Here is a 24111-nt window from a genome sequence, read left to right on the forward strand (position 1 = left end):
ACAGATCAAGACCAGCACCGACCAGCCCCCAAAAAAATTTATTTACTGACTTTTCCGCCCCAACGCGTCTGTTTGTTGAGATTGATTTTCATTAATAGAAAACGCCAACACAGCGAGCAACAGACGTGACCAATCCACAACAACGACGTAACCGGTTCAATCGGGTTGCCCTGGCCAGCAGCCTGATGCTGGGCGCCTGCACTTTGCCGATGGGGATCGCTTCGGTGCATGCCGTGGAACAGGGCAGTGGCGCCAGCCAGCGCAATGCGCTGATCCGTTTCGACATTCCCGCCCAGTCGCTGGACAGCGCCGTGCTCGCCTTCGCCGAGCAGGCCAAGGTCCAGGTGTTCTTCGACAGCCGCAAGCTGGTCGGCCTGCGCAGTGAAGGGCTGCGGGGCGAACATTCGGCGCAGGACGGCCTGGCGATTCTGTTGCACGGCAACCCGGTGCGCTATCAGTTCAGCGGCAACGACCGGGTCGGTCTGGAGCGCCTGAGCGACGACGGCAAGGCGATGGAACTGGGCAGCACTCACATTCAGTCCCAGGGCGATGGCGATTGGGTCTACACCGCGCCGCGTTCGGTCAGCGTGATCACCCGCGACCAGATCGACAAACGTCCACCACGCCATGCCGCCGACATGCTGGAAGAGACCGCCGGCGTCTACAGCGCGGTCAACCAGCGCGACCCCGGTCTGTCGGTGAACATCCGCGGCGTTCAGGACTACGGCCGGGTGAACATGAACATCGACGGCATGCGCCAGAATTTCAACGTCAACGGTCACCAGCAGCGCAACGGCATCATGGTGGTGGACCCGGAGTTCGTCAGTTCGGTGGAAATCGAAAAGGGCTCGCAGTCGGGCATGGGCGGCGCCGGCGTGCTGGGCGGGATCGCCAGTTTCAACACCGTTCAGGCCAGTGAGTTCCTCGGCCCGGACAAGGAATACGGCGGCCGCCTGCGCGCCGGCCACGGTATCGGTGAGTTGGGCAACGGCACCTATTTCAACGGCAGCGCGCTGTTTGCCTTCGGCAATGAAGTGGGCGACTTGCTGCTGGGTGTCAGCGAACGGCATTTCGGCGATTACCGCGCCGGCACCCACAACAAGGACAACCTGGGCACCCAGATTCGCGCGCGCGATCTGTATCCCGAAGCCTGGGAAAGCTGGCTCAACAGCGAGGTCGGCGACATGGGCAGCGTGACCCGTTCGCGCTTGCTCAAGCTCGGCGTCAACCTGCCGCAGGATCAGCGGGTCCAGTTCAACTACATCGAGACCGATACCGACAGCAAGGACTCCTGGACCTGGCTCACCGATGACCTGAAGCAGTTCTATTACAAGCGCAGCGGCGCCACCGACCTCAACGCGAAGAATGCCTCGATCGACTACAGCTTCACCCCGGACAACGACCTGATCGACCTCAAGGCCAAGCTCTATTTCGTCCGTACCCGGATGGACCGCTGGAACTCCAGCAATGACGCGAGCCCGTCCAGCGGCAACTGGTATGCCCCCTACAACGATCGTTTCCAGACCGACACCTGGGGCCTGCAAGTGCAAAACACCTCGCGCTTCTACATCGGCGCGGCGGACAAGCTGACCCTGAACTACGGCACCGAGCTGTACGAAGACCGCTTCAAGCCGGAGAGCGAGCGTCTGCCAGCGGCCAACGAAAACGCTTACCCGTATGTCCAGGGCGCGACCCCGGAAGGCAAGAAGCTGACCGCGAGCCTGTTTGCCCAGGCGCAATACGAGCATGACAATTGGCTGACCCTGGATGCGGGCCTGCGCTACGACCGTTACCGCCTGAGCGGCGAAACCGGGATGACGGTGTGGATGTTTCCGGAGGGTCCCTACGAAGTCGGCGCCGCGCCCAAGACCCAGCAGCACCTGATATTCGACGAAGACATCGAGCAAGGGCACTTCTCGCCCACCTTCGGTATTGCGGTAAAGCCCGGCGTCGACTGGCTGCAGCTCTATACCCGCTGGGGCCGCGGCTGGCGCGCGCCTTCGGTGACCGAAGTGTTCATGACCGGCCGCCCGCATGCCGGTGGCGGTGCGCAGATGGTCTATCCCAACCCGTTCCTCAAGCCGGAAACCTCACACGACTGGGAGGTGGGCTTCAACATCTTCAAGGAATCGCTGTTTCGTGACGGCGACCGCCTGGGCGTGAAGGTGGCGTACTTCGATACCCGCATTGATGACTTCTCCTTCCTCGACACCAACATCAGCGTGCCCCACGAGACGGCATCGGGGATTGGCCTGGGCCGCATGGCGTATCAGAACAACGAAGAAACCACCCGTTTCCGCGGCGTGGAATATGCCCTGGACTACGACGCCGGTGATTACTACGGACGACTGGCCTACACCCACATGATCGGCACCAATGATTTCTGCTCGCGGCAGTTCTTCCTGGGCGGCGCCAAGACGCCAGTGCGGGTCGGCACGGTGACCCGGCCGGTGCAGATCGGCAACCGCATCATCCTGCGTCAGTTCACCATCAACCAGGCCGTGGACAACGAGGCCATGAGCAACCAGATGAGGTGTGGCGACATCATGGGCAACGCGACCTACATGCCGGCTGACCGCGGCTCGCTGACCCTGGGCATGCGCTTCCTCGACAACACGCTCGATATCGGTGGCCGTCTGCGCTACAGCAAGGGCAACGGCGAAAACCTCAATGACCACTCCTACGCCACCCTCGACCAGGCGATGTGGCCCAAATACAAGGTCTACGACCTCTTCGCCAGCTACTGGATGACGCCGCAGATCAACGTGGCAATGGCGCTCGAAAACGCCACTGATGAGTCCTATTTCGTGGCGATGGGCGACGTCAACAACCTGTCTCTTGCACGGGGTCGAACCCTGACCGGGATGCTTGAGTACCGCTTCTGATGCGATGAGGCGCCGGCAGCGGCCAGCGCCAGCGCATGGCTCGCGCCGGCCGCTGACGTTCATGCACCAGCCAGAGCGTGCACAGCAACATCACCAGCAGATGCCCCTGCTGAACCAGCATCGGCAACAGCATGGCCGGCCAGCAGGCGAGGATGCACCAGCCGGCCTTGCTCACGCCGTAGCCCAGGCAATCCGCCGCCATGTCCCAGCCGAAGGCGGAAATCCGCGGTGAGGCGTGGCAGCGGTTGAGGCTTTTCTGCTTGAGCGGTGTGGCTTGCCACCCCAGCGCAACCAGCATCGCCAGCGCCGTTGCCAGCCACAGCGCTTCGCCGGCCACCAGCTTGAGGCCGATCGACAGCAGGGTCAGCCCGATGCCGGCGACACTCCACAGCGCAACGTAACCCACCACGAACAACGCCACCGCCAGCGGACGGCGCCGTGGCAGGCTGCGTTGCCAAAGGGTTGCCATGGGACTGGCGAGCAGCAACGGCATCATCGCCAGCAGCATCACCAGCCAGGACTGCCATAGCCCCAACGGGTCGAGCACCAGGGCCTGGCTGATGCCACTCCAGCCGAGCGTCGAGAGCAGGTCGGCAATCGAGCCGCAGAAGGCCGGCAGCGCCGATTGTGTCGGTGCTGCCGCCAATGCCGCCCACCCCGCCAGGCTGGCGGTGGCCAGCCATGGCCAGGGACTGTGCAGCCAGGCGAGGCTACGTTGCCTGACGCTCATCCTCACTCGCCCTGACGGTAGATACTGATGCGTCCTACCGAAACGCTGTCGCCGGCACCCAGTTCCTTGTCGGGGTACAGGCTGACCTGCAGATGCTCCAGATCGAGCCCACCGCTGGCGCGCAGCGCGTCGACGATTTCAGTGATTTCCAGCGAGGCGCTGACACCGCCGCCGCCGTGTGGATCGCTGGCATCACTGGCGGCCGCGATACCGAACAACGACACGCCGCCGGCACGCAGTTCCGGATGGACGCCGGGTTGCTCGCCGTCCGGCACGTTGATGTAGACCTCGATGAACAGATTGTTGCGGCGTCCGCGGATGTTTTCCAGATTGAGGAAAACCCGCTCATGGCCAGGCGCGGCGACGTTTTCCGCTCGCAGGCCCTTCGCGGCCAGGCTTTTCGCCACTTTGGCGACGCCCGGTTTGTCCAGCCGCACTTGCGTGGCGCTCTTGCGGCCCTGCAGTTTCACGCTGCCACTGTTGGCACCGATCAGTTCGACGACAGGATCTTTCACGGCGGCCACCGTTGGGCGAGCGGCGAAGGCGACAGCGTCCTTCGCGGCCTTCGCAGGTTTCGGTACGGGATCGTGGAAGCTTTCGTAGGTATAGCCCAGCGCTTTCAGGTCGAGGGTCTGACCGACTTTCCAGAACGTGCTTTCACCGTTTTCATCCGGGAAGATGAACGGACGGCCTTGCGGAGGGCCATTGACGAAGGCGGATTCGGTCGGGTTCTGGTGGCTTGGATCTCGGTTCAGCCAGATCTGCCAGAGCCGGTCGATGTTGGCGTGGTGCAGCCAGAACACCGGGTCGAGGCCGGCGGTACGCGGATCGGCCATCAGGCCTTCATGGTATTCCGGGGAGGTGTCCGGCTTGCCGTTGTCGCCGCCGACCATGTTGTGCACGTTGTTGTGCGGGCTGCTTTCAAGCAGGCCGAACGGGTAGTCGCGGGTGCTGCCGTGGTTGAAGCCGGTGGCTGTGCCACCAAAGCCCGGGGAACCGCCGGTCTGGACGCCCGTGTACTCCGCTTCTTTGAACGCGCGGGCAAGGTCGAGTTGTACGGGGGCGAGGGTGATGTTGCCGTTCCCGTCGATGCCGTAGCGCAGGTCTACCGGTAAGGCGAGGGGGTTTGGCGTGCCGTCCGGGAGGGTCTTGTCGTAGAACTCCTGGGGCAGGCCGAGGGTGTCGGGGCGCTCTGCGTAGTCGTCGTAATCCCAATACGGCAGCGCCCAGTCTGCGGGGCCGCCCAGCTTGACGATGGCGTCACGGACGATCTTCTCGAACGACAACAGATAAGGGCGGTGCCATGGCAGGAAGAACCAGGTCCGGTGCTGGCACTGGTCCCAGAACAGTTCGCGGTCAGCGGGTGCCGGCAGTTTTTCACCAGGGGTGTAGTAACCGTCGGTGACCCACAGCTCCTTGTTGAAACCATGGATCGCGGCGAGGAAGCGCCAACTGGTCGGGTCATCGATGGGGCGCGATTGCAGTTCGCGGATCGCCTTGGCATACCACAGCAGCGTCGGGTTCCAGGTTTCGCCCAGGTTCCACAGATCCTTGCGGACATAAGTCATGTTCACGCTCTCCATATTCCATGTGAAGGGGTTCCATACGGACCGATGACGATAGTCCAGTGACGGCAATGTGCCATGACCCTATGTCGAAATGTTGAACGAAGCTGACGGCGGACACTAAAAACAGAAAAAGGGCCGGTGCTTTCGCACCGGCCCTTCAGGTCTGCCGCGTTATCAGTGTTCCGCTACGGCCTGTCTTCGCGGGGCCGTGTCGGGGTTGCCGTCATGGTCCACCACCGGGACTTCCTTGCCTTCGGCGTCGAACAATTTGCCGTCCTTGAAGTAGTCGCCATCACGCAGCACGGAGATGTCGGAGTAATTCAGGGTGCGCTCGTAACCTGCGGCGAATACCGACTGCTGGTCCGAGTTGCCGGTCTTGAAGTGGTTGAACAGCAGGTTCAGCGAGATCGCCATGATGGCTGCCGAGCTGATCCCCGAGTGGAAGATGGTTTCGAACCAGTTCGGGAAGTGATCGTAGAAGTTCGGCGCGGCGATCGGGATCATGCCGAAGCCCAGCGAGGCGGCGACGATGATCAGGTTCATGTTGTTCTTGTATTCCACCTTGGACAGGGTACGGATACCACTGGCAGCCACGGTGCCGAACAGCACGATACCGGCGCCACCGAGCACCGAGGTCGGTACTGCGGCAATGACCCGGCCCATGATCGGCAGCAAGCCGAGGACCACCAGGATCACCCCGCCGGTCGCCACCACATAACGGCTCTTGACCCCGGTCACAGCCACCAGGCCGACGTTCTGGGCGAACGCGCTCTGGGTGAAGGAACCGAAGATCGGCGCCAGGATGCTCGACGCCATGTCGGCGCGCAGGCCATCGCCCAGACGCTTGGAGTCAACCTTGGTGTCGATAATTTCGCCGACCGCAAGGATGTCCGCCGAGGTTTCCACCAGGGTCACGATGATGACGATGCACATCGACAGGATCGCTGCGATGTGGAAGGTCGGCATGCCGAAATGGAACGGCGAGGGCAGGGCGACCATCGGGCCTTCCAGCACCTTGCTGAAGTCGGCCATGCCCAGCGACCAGGCGATCAGGGTGCCGATGACCATCGCCAGGAGGATCGACAGGCGCGAGATCGACGCACTGCCGAGCTTGCTCAGGAGCAGCACGAAGGTGAAGGTCAGGGCCGCCAGGCCGATGTTTTCCATGCTGCCGAATTCTGGCGATTTGCTGTTGCCACCCATCACCCAGCGGGCCGCGACCGGCATCAGGGTCAGACCGATGGTGGTGATGACGATACCGGTCACCAGTGGCGGGAAGAACTTGGTGATGCGCGAGAAGATCGGTGTGATCAGGAACCCGAGGAACGAGGCCGCCATGACAGCGCCCAGTACCCCCGGCAGGCCACCGCCGCCTTCAGTGGAAAGGATGGCGCCCATGGTGGCAACGCCAGCGAACGACACACCCTGTACCAGCGGCAACTGGCAGCCGAAGAACGGCAGGCCAAGGGTTTGCAGCAGGGTGGCCAGGCCACCGGCGAACAGGGACGCGGCGATCAAAAGACCAATCTCCGCAGGCCCGAGACCCGCGGCCTGGCCGAGAATCAGGGGGACAGCAACGATACCGCCATACATCGTCAAAACGTGTTGCAGACCATAGGCCAGGTTGGGACCCAGGCCGAGATTTTCGTCTTCAGGACGCGGAACTGAAGACGTGCTTGGTGAGGACGTGTTCATGGGAGCGTGATCTCTGTTTTATTGTTGTGCCGCCACTGTAGACAACTGCTACATAAGATTGCCAGCACAATTGTATACAATTTTTTGATTGTCTCAGGGACACTCTGCCCTTGACTTGAGCACGATCACCTTTGCAGCTTTCGTTCCAACAGGCGTGCTTCAGCGCTGAAAGGCCACGAAAGGGCCTTTCAGGTGTAGGGGATTAGCGGGATTTAAAGCTGATCAGGTCGTCAGGTTCTAGTGGGTAGCAGGCTAAACGATCTTAAACTTCGATAAGTTCGTGGAATTCCCGCTCCAATTCGGTGCGGTCAGCCAGGTTGAGCTCGATAAGGCGGCACAGGTGCTCCATCGAGTCCAGATCGATGTGTAGACAAATGAAGCCCAGATGTGGGGGCTCTATATGGCGCAATTGCACCTGCATCCTGACTACGGCGTCTTCGCTCAGGTGCACGGCGGCCTCGAATAATTGCTCGCCGTCACCGTCCCAGTACTCCGGAGACTCGATCAACAGGCCCTTGAGCGAGATATCGATCAATTTGACCGGCCAGCACCGCTCACCCTGAACCAGTTCGGTTGGCGCATCGAAGGCAATGCGTTTGAAGCGTCGACGTTCATTCTGGTCGCTCATGCTCGGCCCTCCAAGGTTCCCCTGAACTATAGCGCAGTGCTTGCCAGCGCTCGGCAAGGGGCGCAATCTGCGATGGTGGCCATGGGCTCTGGAGGCTCTAGACCAACGTTGGGGCTGGCCTTTCCGGCCAGTATCGCTAGACTCGAAAAGCTACCTTTTTATCCACTAGCTGGAAGCGAACCATGAACAACAATAATAGCCTGGCCCGCCATATTCCCTGGCTGGCGCTGGCAGTGATAGGGGCCTGTGCGCTCGGGGTGGTTGCCCTGCGGCGTGGCGAAGCCATCAATGCCTTGTGGATTGTCGTCGCCTCGGTGGCGATTTATCTGGTTGCATACCGTTACTACAGCTTGTTCATCGCCACCAAGGTGATGCAGCTGGACCCACGTCGGGCCACTCCGGCGGTCCTCAACAACGATGGCCTGGACTACGTCCCGACCAACAAGCACATCCTCTTCGGTCACCACTTCGCCGCCATTGCCGGCGCCGGCCCGCTGGTCGGTCCGGTTCTCGCCGCGCAAATGGGTTATCTGCCCGGCACGCTCTGGCTGATCGCCGGTGTGGTCCTGGCCGGCGCGGTGCAGGACTTCATGATCCTGTTCCTCTCTACTCGCCGCAACGGCCGCTCCCTGGGCGACATGGTGCGCGAGGAGATGGGCCGGATTCCGGGGACCATCGCCCTGTTCGGCTGCTTCCTGATCATGATCATCATCCTCGCGGTGCTGGCGCTGATCGTGGTCAAGGCCCTGGCCGAGAGCCCATGGGGCATGTTCACGGTGATGGCGACCATCCCGATCGCGATGTTCATGGGCATCTATATGCGCTACATCCGCCCGGGCCACATCGGCGAAATCTCGCTGATCGGCGTGGTGCTGCTGCTCCTGTCGATCTGGCTGGGGGGCCAGGTTGCCGCTGATCCGGTCTGGGGCCCGGCGTTCACCTTCACGGGCGTGCAGATCACCTGGATGCTGGTGGGCTACGGCTTCGTCGCCGCGGTGCTGCCGGTCTGGCTGGTGCTGGCACCGCGTGACTACCTGTCCACCTTCCTCAAGATCGGTACCATCATTGCGCTGGCCATCGGCATCCTGGTCATCGCGCCCGAGCTGAAAATGCCGGCGCTGACCCAGTTCACCGACGGCACCGGTCCGGTCTGGAAAGGCACCCTGTTCCCGTTCCTGTTCATCACCATCGCCTGTGGCGCCGTGTCCGGCTTCCATGCGCTGATCTCCTCGGGCACCACGCCCAAGCTGCTGGACAACGAAACCAACGCCCGTTACATCGGCTACGGCGGCATGTTGATGGAGTCCTTCGTCGCCATCATGGCCATGGTTGCCGCCTCGGTGATCGAGCCGGGTGTCTACTTCGCCATGAACAGCCCGGCCGCAGTAGTCGGCGCCGACGTCGTGTCGGTGGCGCAGACCGTCAGCAGTTGGGGCTTCGCGATCACGCCGGAGCAGCTCGAAGCAACCGCCCGTGACATCGGCGAGCACACCATCCTGGCCCGTGCCGGTGGTGCGCCGACCCTGGCGGTGGGTATCGCGCAGATCCTCCACCAGGTGTTGCCGGGTGAGAACACCATGGCGTTCTGGTATCACTTCGCGATCCTGTTCGAGGCGCTGTTCATCCTCACCGCGGTAGATGCTGGTACCCGAGCCGGTCGCTTCATGCTGCAGGACCTGCTGGGCAGCTTCGTTCCGGCGCTGAAACGCACCGAATCCTGGGGCGCCAACCTGCTGGCCACCGCCGGCTGCGTAGCGCTGTGGGGGTATCTGCTGTATCAGGGCGTGATCGATCCGCTGGGTGGCATCAACACCTTGTGGCCGCTGTTTGGTATCTCCAACCAGATGCTGGCCGGTATCGCGCTGATGCTCGGCACCGTGGTCCTGATCAAAATGAAGCGCCAGCGCTACATGTGGGTCACACTGGTTCCAGCGGTATGGCTGCTGATCTGCACCACCACCGCTGGCCTGATCAAGCTGTTCGACCCGAACCCGGCGGTCGGCTTCCTGGCCCTGGCCAACAAGTACAGCACCGCGCTGGACGCCGGCCAGGTTCTGGCTCCTGCCAAGGACATCGGGCAAATGCAGCATGTGATCTTCAACGCCTACACCAACGCTACCCTGACCGTGCTGTTCCTGATCGTCGTGTTCAGCGTCCTGTTCTTCGCCATCAAGGTCGGCATCGCCGCCTTCGGCAAGAAAGAGCGCACCGACAAGGAAACGCCTTTCCAGGCGCAACCAGACGCTTAACCGAGGAATGCCATCATGTTCAACGACCTGGGTCGACTGGGTAAGTACCTGGGGCAGGCAGCCCGCCTGATGGTCGGGATGCCCGACTACGACAACTATGTCGAACACATGCAGGGCAAGCACCCGGACAAGCCGATGATGAGCTACGAGGAGTTCTTCCGGGAACGCCAGGAAGCTCGCTACGGCGGCAAGGGTGGGCCCAAGTGCTGTTGAAACACAGCGCTTGGCGTCAGTGACAGACCTGTGGGAGCTCGGTGCGCCGGGCTCCCACAGTCATTTTCAGCGTCAGGAGAATTCCCCGTGCAGTCCCCCATTCCCGTTACCGTGCTCAGCGGCTTCCTCGGTGCCGGCAAGACCACCTTGCTGCGGCACATCCTCAAGGCCGAGCACGGCCTGAAAATCGCCGTCATCGAGAACGAGTTCAGTGATGCCGGTATCGATAGCCAGTTGCTCGGCGACGAACCGGTGCAGGTCATGACTCTGGCCAACGGCTGCGTCTGCTGCAGTATCCACACCGACCTGACCAAGGCTCTGTTCCTGCTGCTGGAGCGCCTGGACAGCGGTGAAATCGCCTTCGACCGGCTGGTGATCGAATGCACCGGCCTGGCCGATCCCGCGCCAGTGGCGCAGACCTTCTTCATCGAAGAGGAACTGCGCGAGCGCTACATCCTCGACGGCATCATCACCCTGGTGGACGCGGTCCACGCCGACCTGCACCTGACCCAGGCCATCGCCCAGGCCCAGATCGGCTTCGCTGACCGGCTGCTGTTGAGCAAGACCGACCTGGCGGACAGCCAGTCCGTCGAAGCCCTGACCGACAGGCTTGGCCGGATCAACCGCCGCGCGCCAATTCGCGTGGTCGATAACGGCCGCATCGACCTCGCCGAACTGCTGGATGTGCGGGGCTTCAACCTCAATGCCGACCTCGGTGGCGGCTTGAGCCTGCGCCCGGTGGCGGGTCCGGCGACCCCGGACCGTATTTCCAGCATGGTCCTGCGCACGGAAACCCCGCTCGACATCGACCGCCTCAGCGACTTCATGAACGAGTTGCTGGAAGAGCACGGCAAACAGTTGCTGCGTTACAAAGGCGTACTGAACATCGCCGGCGAAGACCGTCGCCTGGTGTTCCAGGGCGTGCTGAAACTCTATGGTTTCGACTGGGACACCGAATGGGCCGAGGGAGAGGCCCGCGAGAGCGTGATGGTGTTCATCGCCGATCAACTGCCGGAAGAGAAGATCCGGGCGGGGTTTGAGGCGTTGACTGGCAGTTGATGAGGACGGGTCTGACTGGTTGCTGTGCAGACAGGCTGGCCGCTAGGCATGCCGCTGGTCAGGAAAATGGAGCGTGGCCTTTGGGAAGTCCGTGTCGATTTGGGTGAGACCCGTGCCCGGGTACTCTTCACGCTTGTGGAGGATGTCATGGTCTTGCTCCACGGCTTCATCAAGAAGAGTCAGAAAACGCCGTTGTCCGACCTGGAAACCGCCAGGCAACGAAAGGCGAAGTTGTGGAGGCAGTGAATGAACCAACATATTGGGTCGGACTTTGACGACTTCCTTGCCGATGAAGGCCTTGGTGAGGAGGTTTCCGCTGCTGCACTCAAGCGGGTGATCGCCTGGCAGCTCGAGCAGGCGATGAAAGAACAGAGGATCAGCAAGAAAGCCTTGGCTGAGCGAATGAAAACGAGTCGAACAGCGGTGGACAGAGCGTTGGATCAAAGTGATCCCGGCATGACGCTGGCGACGCTTGCGAGCGCCGCTCGAGCTTTGGGACAGCGCGTCGAGGTGCGTTTGGTTCCCGAGGGATGTTCCCGGCAACCGTGATATTCCGCCCACAAAAAAACCGATGCCAGTCACCCGGCATCGGTTTTTTCATGCCCGGCAATCAAGCCACCGGGCGCTCATCGGTTAATCAGTTGCCGTAAACCGGCAGCTTCTTGCAGATGGCTTTGACTTTCTCGCGAACAGCGTCGATCACCGCTTCGTTGTTCAGGTCAGCCAGGATGTCGCAGATCCAGCCAGCCAGTTCCTTGCACTCGGTTTCCTTGAAGCCGCGAGTGGTCACTGCCGGGGTGCCGAAGCGCAGGCCGGAGGTGACGAACGGGGAGCGTGGGTCGTTTGGCACGGAGTTCTTGTTCACGGTGATGAAGGCGCGACCCAGGGCGGCGTCGGCGTCTTTACCGGAGATCTCTTGTTTGATCAGCGAGAGCAGGAACAGGTGGTTCTCGGTACCGCCGGAAACCACGTCGAAACCGCGCTCGATGAAGACGCTGGCCATGGCCTGGGCGTTTTTCACGACCTGTTGCTGGTAAGCCTTGAACTCAGGCTGCAGCGCTTCCTTGAAGCAGATGGCCTTGGCGGCGATCACGTGCTCCAGTGGGCCACCTTGGGCGCCCGGGAAGACGGCGGAGTTCAGCTTCTTCTCGATGTCGGCGTTGGCGCGAGCCAGGATCAGGCCACCACGCGGACCGCGCAGGGTCTTGTGAGTGGTGGTGGTGACGACGTCGGCGAATGGAACCGGGTTCGGGTAGACGCCCGCGGCAACCAGACCGGCAACGTGGGCCATGTCGACGAACAGGTAGGCACCGACCTTGTCGGCGATTTCGCGGAAGCGAGGGAAGTCCAGGACTTGCGAGTAAGCCGAGAAACCGGCAACGATCATTTTCGGCTTGTGCTCGACCGCCAGGCGCTCGACTTCGTCGTAGTCGATCAGGCCATTGCCGTCGATGCCGTATTGAACAGCGTTGTACAGCTTGCCCGACGAACTCACGGCGGCGCCGTGGGTCAGGTGGCCGCCGTGGGCCAGGCTCATGCCGAGGATGGTGTCGCCCGCTTGCAGCAGGGCCAGGTAAACAGCGCTGTTGGCTTGCGAACCCGCGTGCGGCTGGACGTTGGCGTAGTCGGCGCCGAACAGTTCCTTGGCGCGGTCGATGGCCAGTTGCTCAACCACGTCGACGAACTCGCAACCACCGTAGTAGCGCTTGCCTGGATAGCCTTCAGCGTACTTGTTGGTCAGCACCGAACCCTGGGCCTCCATCACGGCTGGGCTGGTGTAGTTTTCCGAAGCGATCAGCTCGATGTGCTCTTCCTGGCGCTGAGCTTCTTGCTGCATGGCTTCGAAGAGCTCGGCGTCGTACTTGGCAATGGTCAAATCACGGCTGAACATGGCGGTCCTCAAGGATCGGGGTGAAATAGGCGGGCATTCTACCCCATAGACTTTTGTCTGGCATATGAAAGGGGATCATCTGGCAGACAAATGGGATTCACGCAGGATCACTCAAGCATGAACAGGGTTTCGTTACTGAATTGCGCCTCGAACTGGTTAGGCGGCATCGGGCGCCCGAACAGGTAGCCCTGGACCTCGTCACAGCCGTGTTCGCGCAGGAACTCCAACTGTTCGTGCGTTTCCACGCCCTCGGCGATTACCGCCAGGTTCAGGCTGTGGGCCATGGCGATGATGGCCCGGGCGATCTGCGCGTCCTGCTCGCCTTCCGGCAGGCCGTCGACGAAGGTGCGGTCGATCTTCAGCACGTCGATCGGGAACTGCTTGAGGTAGTTCAGCGATGAATAGCCGGTGCCGAAGTCGTCTACCGCGATGCTCAGGCCGAGGTTCTTAAGGCTGTCGAGAATTTGCATCGCCTCGTTGACCTCGCGCATCAGGATGCTTTCGGTCAGTTCCAGTTCCAGGCACGCTGGCGGCAGCTCGGTTTCCTTGAGGATGTTGGCGATCCGCGTACCGAGTTGGCCGTCGGAGAACTGCCGCGCGGAGATGTTCACCGAAACTTTCGGCACGCGCACCCGCGCCTGATGCCAGGACTTGAGCTGGCGGCACGCCTCGGCGATGACCCAGTCGCCCACATCCACCACCAGGCCGAGTTCTTCGATCACCGGGATGAAATCCCCCGGTGGCACCAGCCCGCGCTGCGGGTGACGCCAGCGCAGCAGCGCTTCGGCGCCGGTCAGGCGTTTGCCGTCGCCGCTGAACTGCGGTTGGTAATAAAGGATGAACTCGTTCTGCTCCAGCGCGTGGCGCAGGTCGCTTTCCAGCTCCAGACGCTCCAGGGCGCTGGCGTTCATGTCCGCCTGGTAGAACTGGAAGTTGTTCTTGCCGCGTTCCTTGGCGTGGTACATGGCCGTGTCGGCGTTTTTCATCAACTGGCTCAGTTCGCTGCCGTCCTGCGGGCTGAGAGCGATGCCGATACTGGCGGTGACGAAGAACTCGCGGTTTTCCAGGACGAACGGTCGTACCAGACTGCCAAGAATCTGCTCAGCCACATTGATGGCGCGGTTCAGCGCCATTTCCCGGGTCGCCCGTGGTTGCAGCAGCAGGGTGAATTCGTCGCCGCCCATGCGCGCCACGGTGTCGTCGTCGTCGACGCAGTCCAGCAGGCGCTCGGCCATGTCCTTGAGCATGCGGTCGCCGGCGGCGTGGCCGAGGGAGTCGTTGATCGGCTTGAAGCGGTCGAGGTCGAGGAACATCAGCACCACCCACGACTTGTGCCGCTCGGCCTGTTGCAGCGCCGTGTGCAGGCGGTCCTGGAACAGCGTGCGGTTGGGCAGGTGGGTCAGGGCGTCGTAGTAGGCCAGGCGGTGAATGCGTTGTTCGCTGGCCTTGCGCTCGCTGATATCGGTGAAGAAGCACACGTAGCTGGCCAGGTCGCCTTCGTCGTCGAGCACCGCAGTGATGCCGACCCACGCCGGGTAATGCTCGCCATTGCGCCGCTTGAGCCAGACTTCGCCTTCCCAGGTGCCGCGCTGGTGCAGTTGCTTGAGCACATAGCGCAGGTGCGCTTCCTGTTGTTCATCGACGGTAAGCATGCCGGGCAACTGGTCGAGCACATCGCTCACGGCATAGCCGCTGACCCGGCTGAACGCCTCGTTGGCCTGGACGATGTAGCCGGCCGGGTCGGTGATGAGGATCGCCGAGGTCGAGTGCTCGAAAACCGTTGCCGCCATGCGCAGGTCTTTTTCCGCGCGGCGTTGCTGGCTGATATCGCGGCCAACGCCGAGGATGCCGCCGAACTGGTCGTGCTCGTCCCAGACCAGCACCAGGCGCAGTTCGATGGGGATCTTGCGGCCGTCGGCGCGCAGGCAGTCGAACAGGAACAACTGGGTCGGCACCTGGGTGCGCAGGGCTTCCAGTTGCGCGGCATCGCCGAGGGCGCGGTTGACCCGCTCGACCAGGGCGGACAGCCCGGTCAGTTGCGCCGGGTTGGCGATGGTCGATTGCCAGCCGTTGTTGAAGATCCACTCGACGTCATAGCCCAGCACTGCCCGCACGGACGGGCTGACATAGTTGAGGCGCAACTGGTCGTCGGTGGAGAAGATCACGTCGCTGATGCTTTCGGCGAGCATGCGGTAGCGTTGTTCGCTGTCGCGCAGCGATTCGCTGGCTTCGAGCTGGTCGGTGACGTCCTTGGCCACGCCGATGATCCGCGTGACGTGGCCGGCCACGTCGCGGGTCAGCGCCTGTTCGCGGATGTCGTAGCGGCGCCAGCGCTGATCGTGATGGCGGAAGCGCAACTGGCAGTGCAGTTGCTCGACGTAGCCGCTCTGGCGCTGCTGCTGGCGCAGGTCGCGGTAGAGCGCGGCGTCTTCCGGGTGCAGCAGGACTTCCCAGAAGAACTCGCCCATCTGCGCCAGTTCGTTGCGCGCGTAGCCCAGGGTCTGGCCGAGGTGGCGGTTGCTGAAAATCATCCGCAGGCTCTGCACGTCCTGGACGTAGAGCTGATCCGGAACGGTGCGGACCACGTCGGACCAGAAGCTCTCGCGCTCCAGCAACGACAGTTCGACGCGCTTGCGGCTGGTGATATCGCTAATGCTGAGGATCACCGCGTGATAGTCGCGACGCGCCTCCGGGAACCGCACCATCAGCCACAGGTGCTGCTCCAGCCCTTGCTCGGTCGGCAGGCGCACTTCCAGTTCCAGTTGCGCTTGGTTGTCCAGCACAGCGCCCAGCAGTTGCAGACCTATGCCATCGTTTTCCAGCGCGCTGCCGGCGACCAGTTGCCGCCAGGCCCCCTCGCAGCAATCCACCCCCAGCAGTTGCAGGGCGACCTGGTTCACTTCGGTGACTTTCAGTTCGTGCAGGAGGATTTCGCGCAGCGCCGGGTCCAGTTCCAGGCGTTGCTCCAGTTCGTTGCGGCTGCGCAGGCGCAGGCGTTCGAGGATCGCGGCAAGGCCCGAGAGGTCGAGCACGCAGAGGGCGACGCCGGTGCTTTCGAAAATATCCTGGTAGCGCCGACGACCTTCCTGCAAGACGCGATTGCGGCGGCGCATGTTGATCAGCGCCAGCAGCGGTAGCAGGGCACAGAGCACGACCAGCATGGCTTTGCCGACCAGCGCCGGAAGCAGGTCGCGGCGGCTGCGTTCGGCGTCATAGAGGCCGCGCAGTTGCCAGTCGCTGTTGTCGAGGAAGGCCAGCATCACGCTTTGCAGCGGCGCCTGTTCGCTATTCGGCGTGGTGTCCGGGCGCGGTTGCAGGTGAGTGCTGATGATTTCCCCGGCCCGGCTGTTTTCCAGTTGCCACTGCGGTTTGACCGCGTGCTCCAGGCGGCTGGCCAGTTGCTGGTACCAGGTCGGCTGCATGCGCAGCAGCCAGTAGCCGTTGCTGGTTTCGCCGGGCTGGCGCAGCAGCAGGTAAATAAAGGCATTGTCGTCAGCGTTGCTGAAACGGTAGGTGCTGTCGCGGTTCTGCCGGAGCAACTCGGCCATCGCCGGTTGGTCGGGGGAGTTGTCCATGCTGTCACGCAGGATCTGCCCATCGCCATTCAGCCAGGCGAGACTGTGCAGGGCCGGCATTTGTTGATGCAGGCGAGTGAACAGGGCGGGGACGGCATCTTCGTCCGGAACCGCGGCATTGGCCTGCAGCAGGTTCAGCGCGGACTGGGCGTCGAGGGCCAGGCTCAGGTTGAGGCGGTCGGCGAGTTCGGCGGCGGCATCGACACTGTGTTGGCGGCGATCGGCGAGGGTGTGCTGGTACTGATCGAGCATCTGCCAGAACAACAGGGCCAGCAAAAGCAGCACCAGGATCGCCAGTGCGCCCTTCAGCGACCCGCGCAGGGACTGACCCGACGCAGTGGAGGCTTTGCGCAAGGAGGACGGCTGAGTGAGATTGGTCAAACGGTGATCCTGCGGTATGGCTGGCCGTGGTCCAGCAGCGCGAGAGCAATGCCAGCCACACGGGCGGCGATCCAGGGCTGCACTATAAGCCTGACGCCCGAAGGGCGGCTAGCATGCCTTGAGTTGTGGCAAAGTGCCAGTCATCTTCGTCGCAAAGATTCGACCTGACGAAAGGTCGTCACGACCGCCGGGATACGCTCAACGGGGATGCCCCTGCCCGCCGCCCTCCAGTTCGGGTAACCTTACGGGTTCCGACTACCAGATAGACAAGGGTGAGGCCGTTGCCTGAGCCCGCCGCGCACCTGCCCCGCGAAAACGCCGGCAGCGCCGCGACGCAGGCCAGTAGCGCCTTTCCCTGACACCCGGTTTGTTCCAGCCCTGTCCTAGCGACGGGGCTTTTCCAACGATTCGAGCGAGGTCCGCATTTTGGCTCAATACGTTTACACCATGCACCGGCTGAGCAAAGTTGTTCCGCCCAAGCGTGAAATCCTCAAGAACATCTCCCTGTCGTTCTTCCCCGGCGCCAAGATCGGCGTGCTCGGCCTGAACGGTTCGGGTAAATCCACCCTGCTGAAAATCATGGCTGGCGTCGACACCGAGTTCGACGGCGAAGCCCGTCCGATGCCGGAACTGAACGTCGGTTACCTGCCGCAGGAGCCGCAACTGGATCCGGCCAAGACCGTACGTGAAGTGGTCGAAGAAGCGGTCAGCGTGATCAAGGATGCCCAGGCCCGCCTGGACGAGGTCTACGCTGCCTACGCCGAACCGGATGCCGATTTCGACAAGCTGGCCGCCGAACAGGCCAAGCTGGAAGCCATCCTGCAGGCCAGCGACGGTCACAACCTGGAGCGCCAACTGGAAGTCGCCGCCGACGCGCTGCGCCTGCCGGCCTGGGACGCCAAGGTCGAGCACCTTTCCGGTGGTGAAAAACGCCGCGTCGCCCTGTGCCGCCTGCTGCTGTCCGCGCCGGACATGCTGCTTCTCGACGAACCTACCAACCACCTGGACGCCGACTCCGTCGCCTGGCTGGAACACTTCCTCCACGACTTCCCGGGCACTGTAGTCGCGATTACCCACGACCGTTACTTCCTGGACAACGTCGCTGGCTGGATCCTTGAACTCGACCGCGGCGCCGGTATCCCTTACGAGGGCAACTACTCTGGCTGGCTGGAAGCCAAGTCCGACCGTCTGGCCCAGGAGTCGAAGCAGCAATCGGCTCATGAAAAGGCCATGAAGGAAGAACTGGAGTGGGTGCGCAAAGGCGCCAAGGCCCGCCAGTCCAAGTCCAAGGCCCGTCTGCAACGCTTCGAAGAAATGCAATCGCAGGAATTCCAGAAGCGCAGCGAGACCAACGAGATCTACATCCCGGCCGGTCCTCGCCTGGGCGACAACGTCATCGAGTTCAAGAACGTCAGCAAAGGCTATGGCGACCGCGTGCTGATCGACAACCTGTCGTTCGTCATGCCAAAAGGCGCGATCGTCGGCGTAATCGGTGGTAACGGTGCGGGTAAATCGACCCTGTTCCGCATGCTGATGGGCAAGGAACAACCGGATTCGGGCAGCATCTCGATCGGTGAAACCGTGCAACTGGCCTGCGTTGACCAGAGCCGTGACGACCTGGACGGTAACAAGACCGTGTTCCAGCAGATCTCCGACGGTTCCGACCAGATTCGCATCGGCAACTACGAGATCCCGTCGCGCACTTATGTTGGCCGCTTCAACTTCAAGGGCGGCGACCAGCAGAAGTTCGTCAAGGACCTCTCCGGTGGTGAGCGTGGCCGTCTGCACCTGGCGCTGACCCTGAAAGAGGGCGCCAACGTCCTGCTGCTTGACGAACCGTCCAACGACCTGGACGTTGAAACCCTGCGTTCGCTGGAGGAAGCCCTGCTGGACTTCCCGGGCGCCGCCATTGTGATCTCTCACGATCGCTGGTTCCTGGACCGCGTCGCGACTCACATCCTGGCGTACGAAGACGACTCGCAAGCCGTGTTCTTCGAAGGCAACTACACCGAGTACGAAGCCGACCGCAAGAAGCGTCTTGGCGAAGCTGCGGCACAACCGCACCGCGTACGGCACAAGAAGCTGGCTCAGTAAGTCGGTAATTGATGCACAGGAATGGGGCCTTCATGGCCCCATTTTTGTGCCTGTCTGGAGGTCATCGCGAGCAAGCTCGCTCCTACAGAAAGCTGTGGTTTTACGTGGCCCCTGTAGGAGCGAGCTTGCTCGCGATGGCCCTAAAAAACCACATGCTTGTGTATACATTTATAGAAATGCACCAAAAAATTTCATAAAAACGACATTTCGCCCTGTTCCAGTGCGATTGCTTCTTGGTAAAGTCCCGAAAAAACCAAAAAGTCCAACTCCCTCGGTGAGATGTCTACTCATGATCGAATCTGTCGACCACTTCCTCGCACGTCTGAAACAACGCGATCCCGCCCAACCCGAATTCCACCAGGCAGTGGAAGAAGTCCTGCGTAGCCTCTGGCCTTTCCTAGAAGCCAACCCGCGTTACCTCGAAGCCGGCATCCTCGAACGCATGGTCGAGCCTGAGCGCGCCATTCTGTTCCGCGTTTCCTGGGTCGATGACCACGGCAAGGTCCAGGTCAACCGCGGCTACCGCATCCAGATGAGCAGCGCCATCGGCCCGTACAAGGGCGGCCTGCGCTTCCACCCGTCGGTGAACATCGGCGTTCTGAAATTCCTCGCCTTCGAACAAGTGTTCAAGAACTCCCTGACCTCGCTGCCCATGGGCGGCGGCAAGGGCGGCTCGGACTTCGATCCGAAGGGCAAGAGCGACGCGGAAGTCATGCGCTTCTGCCAGGCGTTCATGAGCGAGCTGTACCGCCACATCGGTGCCGACCTCGACGTTCCTGCCGGCGATATCGGTGTGGGCGCGCGGGAAATCGGCTTCATGTTCGGGCAGTACAAGCGCCTGGCCAACCAGTTCACCTCGGTGCTGACCGGCAAGGGCATGAACTACGGTGGCAGCCTGATTCGCCCGGAAGCCACCGGCTACGGCTGCGTGTACTTCGCCGAAGAAATGCTCAAGCGTGAAGACAAGCGCATCGACGGCCGCCGCGTAGCTATCTCCGGCTCGGGCAACGTCGCCCAGTACGCCGCGCGCAAGGTCATGGACCTGGGCGGCAAAGTGATCTCGCTGTCGGACTCCGAAGGCACCCTGTTCGCAGAATCCGGCCTGACCGATGAACAGTGGGACGCGCTGATGGAGCTGAAAAACGTCAAGCGCGGCCGCCTGAGCGAACTGGCTACCCAGTACGGTCTGGAATTCCGTGCTGGCCAGCGCCCATGGAGCCTGCCGTGCGACATCGCGCTGCCTTGCGCGACCCAGAACGAGCTGGACCAGGAAGACGCCCGCGCCCTGCTGGCCAACGGCTGCATCTGTGTGGCCGAAGGCGCGAACATGCCAACCACGCTGGAAGCGGTGGACCTGTTCATCGAAAAAGGCACCCTCTTCGCGCCGGGCAAGGCCTCCAACGCCGGTGGTGTTGCGGTCAGCGGCCTGGAAATGTCGCAGAACGCCATGCGTCTGTTGTGGACCGCCGGTGAAGTGGACAGCAAGCTGCACAACATCATGCAGTCGATCCACCACGCCTGCGTTCACTACGGTGAAGAGAACGGCCGCATCAACTATGTCAAAGGCGCCAACATCGCCGGCTTCGTGAAAGTCGCCGACGCCATGCTGGCTCAAGGCGTGGTCTAAGCATCGGGCTCCGGCTCGATGGCGATGACCTCGATCGACTGATCACCCACGGGTCGTCGCCATACAACCTCGTCACCCGGGCCTGCCCCCAGCAGCGCCCGGCCCAGCGGGGAACCCCAGTTGATCAGGCCGGCAGCGATGTCGGCCTGATCTTCTCCCACCAGTTGCACCTTGTGCTCCCGGTCCTCCTCGTCGAGGTAGGTCACCCGGCTGCCGATCTGTACCTTGTCGCGCGACAGCGCCGGTGGCACCACCTGGGCGCTGTGTTGCCTTGCGTTGAAATAGCGCAGGTCGCGCTCGATATCGGCGAGGCGCTGCTTGTCCGCCTGCTCACCCTGGGCGAGCAGTTCGCTGCGTAGGCGATTGAGTTGCGCCACCCGCTGCTGCAGGTGCGCCAGGCCTTGGGCGGTGACGTAGTTGGGCTGGTCGCTGACCTTGCGCTCCACCGGTTGGCTGGCCTGAGCGGCGGCCTGGTCTTCGTTGACGAATGCACGGCTCATGAACGGTCTCCTTTGCCAGAAGACCATGCTGACAGGCCCGTGGTTTCAATGGTTATCCACAGGCGACCTTTCAGCGTCGATAGGCGCGCGCGGCATCGCGGTCCTTTTCGTGTTGCCATTGTTCTTCGCGCTCGTCCCAGTGGCGGTTGTAGTAGTTCTGTTGCTCCTGGTTCTGCTGCATCGCCTGGCATTGACGGAAACCGTCGTCCCAGCCGGATTCATACTGGTGGTTGTGCAGGTAGCGCGGGACGTCCTTGCGAAAATCCCCGGTCATCACGCCGGCAGCCTGTCGGCCGCTGCTGCAGCCATCCTGGAAACCATCGGCGTAGGGCGCTGGATAACCCTGATTGATCAATTGCTGATGGGTTGATTCGCAACCCGCCAGTAACAACAGAAAACACAACCAGTAGCGCCGCATGACAAGACTCTCCACAAGATAAGGAAAGTCTAGGAGGGGGAATGTCAGTGTGCTGTCAAAAGGCCGTGAAACTGTTGCAGGCGATGAGGCCCTCAAGGCCTCAGTAGTTGTACCACTTCAACTCCAGCATCACTTCGTTCTGCGCCGTCGCCAGTTGGCTGAACTCGCGCTTGGCGCTCAGGCGCAGGCCCAGGCTGTCGCTCAGTTCCCACTGCTGGTTCAGGCTCAGGCTGCGCCGCACTTCGCCGTTGATGAAGTAATCACCCTTGGCCTCAACGCTCAGGTTGCCCAGCCCGTTGCGCCACAGCAGCCCGGTGTTGAAGCCCGCCGCGGGTGCGATGAACTGGGAGAAGTCGTTGTGGTGTTCGACCCGTACCGTGCCGAGGGCGAAGCCAAGCATGTCGTCGCTCAGTGCCCAAGTGCCACCGGCGCCGCCGTTGACATGGCTGACCAGCACTTCATCGTCATGCTTGCCCGGCACCCGCTCAAGGCCGCCCGCCACCTGCCATGACCAGGGTTGCAGCAGGTCGTTGCGCGGGGTCAGCGAGCGGATGGTCGCGAGGTCGAGGCGTTGCACCTGCCAGTCGTTGCCCTCGTACTGGCGGAGCTTGAGTTGCAGAATCTCGATCTGCGCGCCCAACGGGAAACCGTAGAGGTTGTCGTTGAGGTCGTGGTAGGCCATGCGCAGGCCATATTCGGCAAAGGCGCGGTCTTTACGAGTGCCGACGCCGAGTTGCCAGGTCCGCGACTGGTGGCCGTCCTCCGGAAGCCCGGGGCGTTCGACCTGCAACGGTGGCGGTGGATTGCGGTTGATCGCGCGTAGCAACTCGAAACTGCGTTTGGCTTGAGCCGGATCACGTTCCTGGCCGTTGGCGCGGTAGCGTTCCAGCCGGTAAGCGGCGTCTTGCACCAGCGCCTGGCGCTCCCGGGGCAGGGCGGTGAATTCGCTGTTTTGCAAATGGCCGGTATCGGCGGCGAGGGCCAGCACCTGTTGCTGCTCGGTTTTTTCCAGAGGTGCGGCGCGCTCCAGTAGCTCGCGTTCGCGGGACGGACGGTAGTCGGTGCGCTCCACCAGCCCGGCGTGCTTGACCGCCTTGACCGTGTCGGTCGGGATCGCCGTCAGCGGGAATTGCGACGTCAGGTCCAGGCTCGGGCGTGCCACCTGGAGCAATTCCAGCAGGCGGTAGGAGCAGTTCTCGTCGAAGAAGAAGTAGTCGAAGCGGATCTGCTTGAGTTCCCAGATGTGTTCGACCATCCGCCCGGTTTCCTCGGGCGTGAGGTTCAGCCGGTACTCCCAGAGGTCGCGGTTTTCCAGGCTGCGGTACTCGGACAGTTTTTCCTGGTAGGGCACCAGCGCGAACAGCCCGGGATAGCCGCCCATCAGGCCCTTCCAGGCGTAGAGAATGCTGTTGTCGTTGCCTTCGATGTAGGCACCGAAGTTGACCGCGTAGCTGAGTAGCGCGGTCTCGTTGCTTTGCACATCGGCCTGGTCGATGCGCAGCAGGGTGTGGCCGAACATCGACGATGGGCTGTTCAGGTAGGCGGCAGGGAAAATCAGCACCGCGCTGTGCGGCGAGACGTCCTTGAACCACTGCCGGTATTCCTTGCAGTCCGGTGTTGGCAGGTCATTGAGTTGCAGTTGCTCGCGCAACCAGCGGGTGCGTGCCGGGAAGACGCACTGCGCGTGCTTCTCGCCCTTGCTGACGGGGTCATAGAGCGCCTTGTACGTGGCCGCCAGTTCCCGGTCAGGGTGGTGGGCGCCGTCTTCGGCGAGGAAGAAACGCTTGTCGTCGACATAGCTGCGCCAGCCTCCGAGCTTGCCTGTTTCGTAGTGGCCAAGGCTGATCCAGTAGGGATCGGCGGCCAGCCGTTGCAGGCGCGAATCGTCCATGAAAGGTGCGGCGTGCAGCGGGGCGCAGACACAGAGCGCCAGGTAGGCAAGGCGTTTGAGCATGTCGGGCAACTACGTCTGAATGAAGCCGAATGGGATGAACAACCCGCCCCGGTGAGGGGCGGGGTGACGCTGCTTAGGCCGGGGTAGCGTACTTGGCCAGGCGAGTGTCGGACTTGAGTACGGCGAGGGTGTTGGTGTGGACGTCTTCGGCGGTGGCGTCCGCGGTCTTGAAGATGTCCTGGAAGTGTTGATGGGTGACTGCGGCGAAGTGCGCGCGGTCTTCCGGTGCTACACCGAGAACCACGGCGTAGGTGGTCAGGGCTTCGCCCTGGCCCTTGGCCATGTCTTCGGAGAGCTCGTTCATCATGCCGTTCATGGCAATCCAGGATTTGCCGCCGTAGGTCAGCGCAGCGTTGGTCGAGCAGCCGTTGGTGCCCGAGGTCATGCCGAAGGTTGCGTTGCCGGAGGTGCCGTTGGTGGTGGATGCGAGGAAGTGAGCGGGAGTGCCGCGTTGGCCTTCGAACAGCATGTTGCCCCAGCCGCAGTCCGGGCCGCCTGGCGCTTGGGCCATGGCGTTGATCGAAACCGCGGTGAACAGAGTACCCAGAAGAATCCGTTTCATAGCTTTGTTCTCTTTTTGATGTGCAAACCAAAGGTCAGGGTTATCTGGCCTGCCATAGGTGGTCGTGCCAGATCGGGTCCGG

The 24111-nt window shown here is 62.2% G+C and carries 18 protein-coding genes; 8 read left to right on the plus strand and 10 right to left on the minus strand.

Annotation, left to right across the window (positions count from 1 at the left end):
• Positions 1-185 precede the first annotated feature (185 nt).
• Positions 186-2885, plus strand: coding sequence for a TonB-dependent receptor (locus NTD88_RS18295; RefSeq protein WP_262154122.1), 2700 nt, complete (start codon positions 186-188; stop codon positions 2883-2885).
• Here the strand turns inward: NTD88_RS18295 and NTD88_RS18300 are convergent.
• From NTD88_RS18300 to NTD88_RS18315, 4 genes are all read right to left on the minus strand, one after another.
• Positions 2824-3615: a DUF2182 domain-containing protein gene (locus NTD88_RS18300; protein WP_262154098.1), complete on the minus strand. Its 792-nt coding sequence runs from the start codon at positions 3613-3615 to the stop codon at positions 2824-2826. The two genes, NTD88_RS18295 and NTD88_RS18300, sit on opposite strands and share 62 nt — an antisense overlap.
• Before the next feature lie 2 nt (positions 3616-3617).
• On the minus strand, positions 3618-5183 hold the full coding sequence (locus NTD88_RS18305) for a tyrosinase family protein (protein WP_262154097.1): 1566 nt from the start codon (positions 5181-5183) through the stop codon (positions 3618-3620).
• A 174-nt stretch (positions 5184-5357) separates the two neighbouring features.
• On the minus strand, positions 5358-6878 hold the full coding sequence (locus tag NTD88_RS18310; protein WP_095159904.1) for a nucleobase:cation symporter-2 family protein: 1521 nt from the start codon (positions 6876-6878) through the stop codon (positions 5358-5360).
• Positions 6879-7140: 262 nt separating this feature from the next.
• Entirely contained in the window at positions 7141-7506 is a 366-nt protein-coding gene (locus NTD88_RS18315) for a PilZ domain-containing protein (protein ID WP_095159903.1), read from the minus strand.
• Positions 7507-7688: 182 nt separating this feature from the next.
• On the opposite strand from NTD88_RS18315, the gene NTD88_RS18320 reads away from it, so the two are divergent.
• The 5 genes from NTD88_RS18320 to NTD88_RS18340 all read left to right on the plus strand — a co-directional run bounded on the left by NTD88_RS18320 (position 7689) and on the right by NTD88_RS18340 (position 11576).
• Positions 7689-9755: a carbon starvation CstA family protein gene (locus NTD88_RS18320; RefSeq protein ID WP_095159902.1), complete on the plus strand. Its 2067-nt coding sequence runs from the start codon at positions 7689-7691 to the stop codon at positions 9753-9755.
• A gap of 15 nt (positions 9756-9770) precedes the next feature.
• Positions 9771-9968, plus strand: a complete 198-nt coding sequence (locus tag NTD88_RS18325; RefSeq protein WP_056841925.1) for a YbdD/YjiX family protein — start codon at positions 9771-9773, stop codon at positions 9966-9968.
• Between the two features lie 87 nt (positions 9969-10055).
• Complete coding sequence (gene yjiA, locus NTD88_RS18330) at positions 10056-11027, plus strand: GTPase (protein ID WP_262154096.1); 972 nt, start codon at positions 10056-10058, stop codon at positions 11025-11027.
• Positions 11028-11042: 15 nt separating this feature from the next.
• On the plus strand, positions 11043-11273 hold the full coding sequence (locus NTD88_RS18335; RefSeq protein WP_410017291.1) for a type II toxin-antitoxin system RelE/ParE family toxin: 231 nt from the start codon (positions 11043-11045) through the stop codon (positions 11271-11273).
• Positions 11274-11576, plus strand: a complete 303-nt coding sequence (locus tag NTD88_RS18340) for a helix-turn-helix domain-containing protein (RefSeq protein ID WP_095159899.1) — start codon at positions 11274-11276, stop codon at positions 11574-11576.
• A gap of 88 nt (positions 11577-11664) precedes the next feature.
• On the opposite strand, the gene glyA is transcribed toward NTD88_RS18340, so the two are convergent.
• Positions 11665-12918 carry a serine hydroxymethyltransferase gene (gene glyA, locus NTD88_RS18345; protein ID WP_262129669.1) on the minus strand — a complete coding sequence of 418 codons (1254 nt, stop codon included), beginning with the start codon at positions 12916-12918 and terminating at the stop codon, positions 11665-11667.
• 107 nt (positions 12919-13025) lie between these two features.
• A complete protein-coding gene (locus NTD88_RS18350) occupies positions 13026-16874 on the minus strand; it encodes an EAL domain-containing protein (RefSeq protein ID WP_262154094.1) in 3849 nt (1282 codons plus the stop codon).
• 426 nt (positions 16875-17300) lie between these two features.
• Between NTD88_RS18350 and ettA the strand changes: the two genes are divergently transcribed.
• Positions 17301-18968, plus strand: a complete 1668-nt coding sequence (ettA, locus tag NTD88_RS18355) for an energy-dependent translational throttle protein EttA (protein ID WP_175653276.1) — start codon at positions 17301-17303, stop codon at positions 18966-18968.
• A 289-nt stretch (positions 18969-19257) separates the two neighbouring features.
• A complete protein-coding gene (gene gdhA, locus NTD88_RS18360; protein WP_262154093.1) occupies positions 19258-20595 on the plus strand; it encodes an NADP-specific glutamate dehydrogenase in 1338 nt (445 codons plus the stop codon).
• Here gdhA and NTD88_RS18365 read toward each other — a convergent pair.
• From NTD88_RS18365 to NTD88_RS18380, 4 genes are all read right to left on the minus strand, one after another.
• Positions 20592-21095: a GreA/GreB family elongation factor gene (locus NTD88_RS18365; protein WP_262154092.1), complete on the minus strand. Its 504-nt coding sequence runs from the start codon at positions 21093-21095 to the stop codon at positions 20592-20594. The genes gdhA and NTD88_RS18365 overlap by 4 nt on opposite strands.
• Before the next feature lie 70 nt (positions 21096-21165).
• Positions 21166-21513: a hypothetical protein gene (locus NTD88_RS18370; RefSeq protein ID WP_095158719.1), complete on the minus strand. Its 348-nt coding sequence runs from the start codon at positions 21511-21513 to the stop codon at positions 21166-21168.
• Between the two features lie 100 nt (positions 21514-21613).
• On the minus strand, positions 21614-23467 hold the full coding sequence (locus NTD88_RS18375; RefSeq protein ID WP_262129665.1) for a DUF4105 domain-containing protein: 1854 nt from the start codon (positions 23465-23467) through the stop codon (positions 21614-21616).
• 73 nt (positions 23468-23540) lie between these two features.
• Positions 23541-24029, minus strand: coding sequence for a DUF3015 domain-containing protein (locus NTD88_RS18380; RefSeq protein WP_095158717.1), 489 nt, complete (start codon positions 24027-24029; stop codon positions 23541-23543).
• Between the last annotated feature and the right edge of the window lie 82 nt (positions 24030-24111).

This window comes from Pseudomonas sp. 20P_3.2_Bac5, assembly GCF_025466035.1.
Lineage (GTDB): Bacteria > Pseudomonadota > Gammaproteobacteria > Pseudomonadales > Pseudomonadaceae > Aquipseudomonas.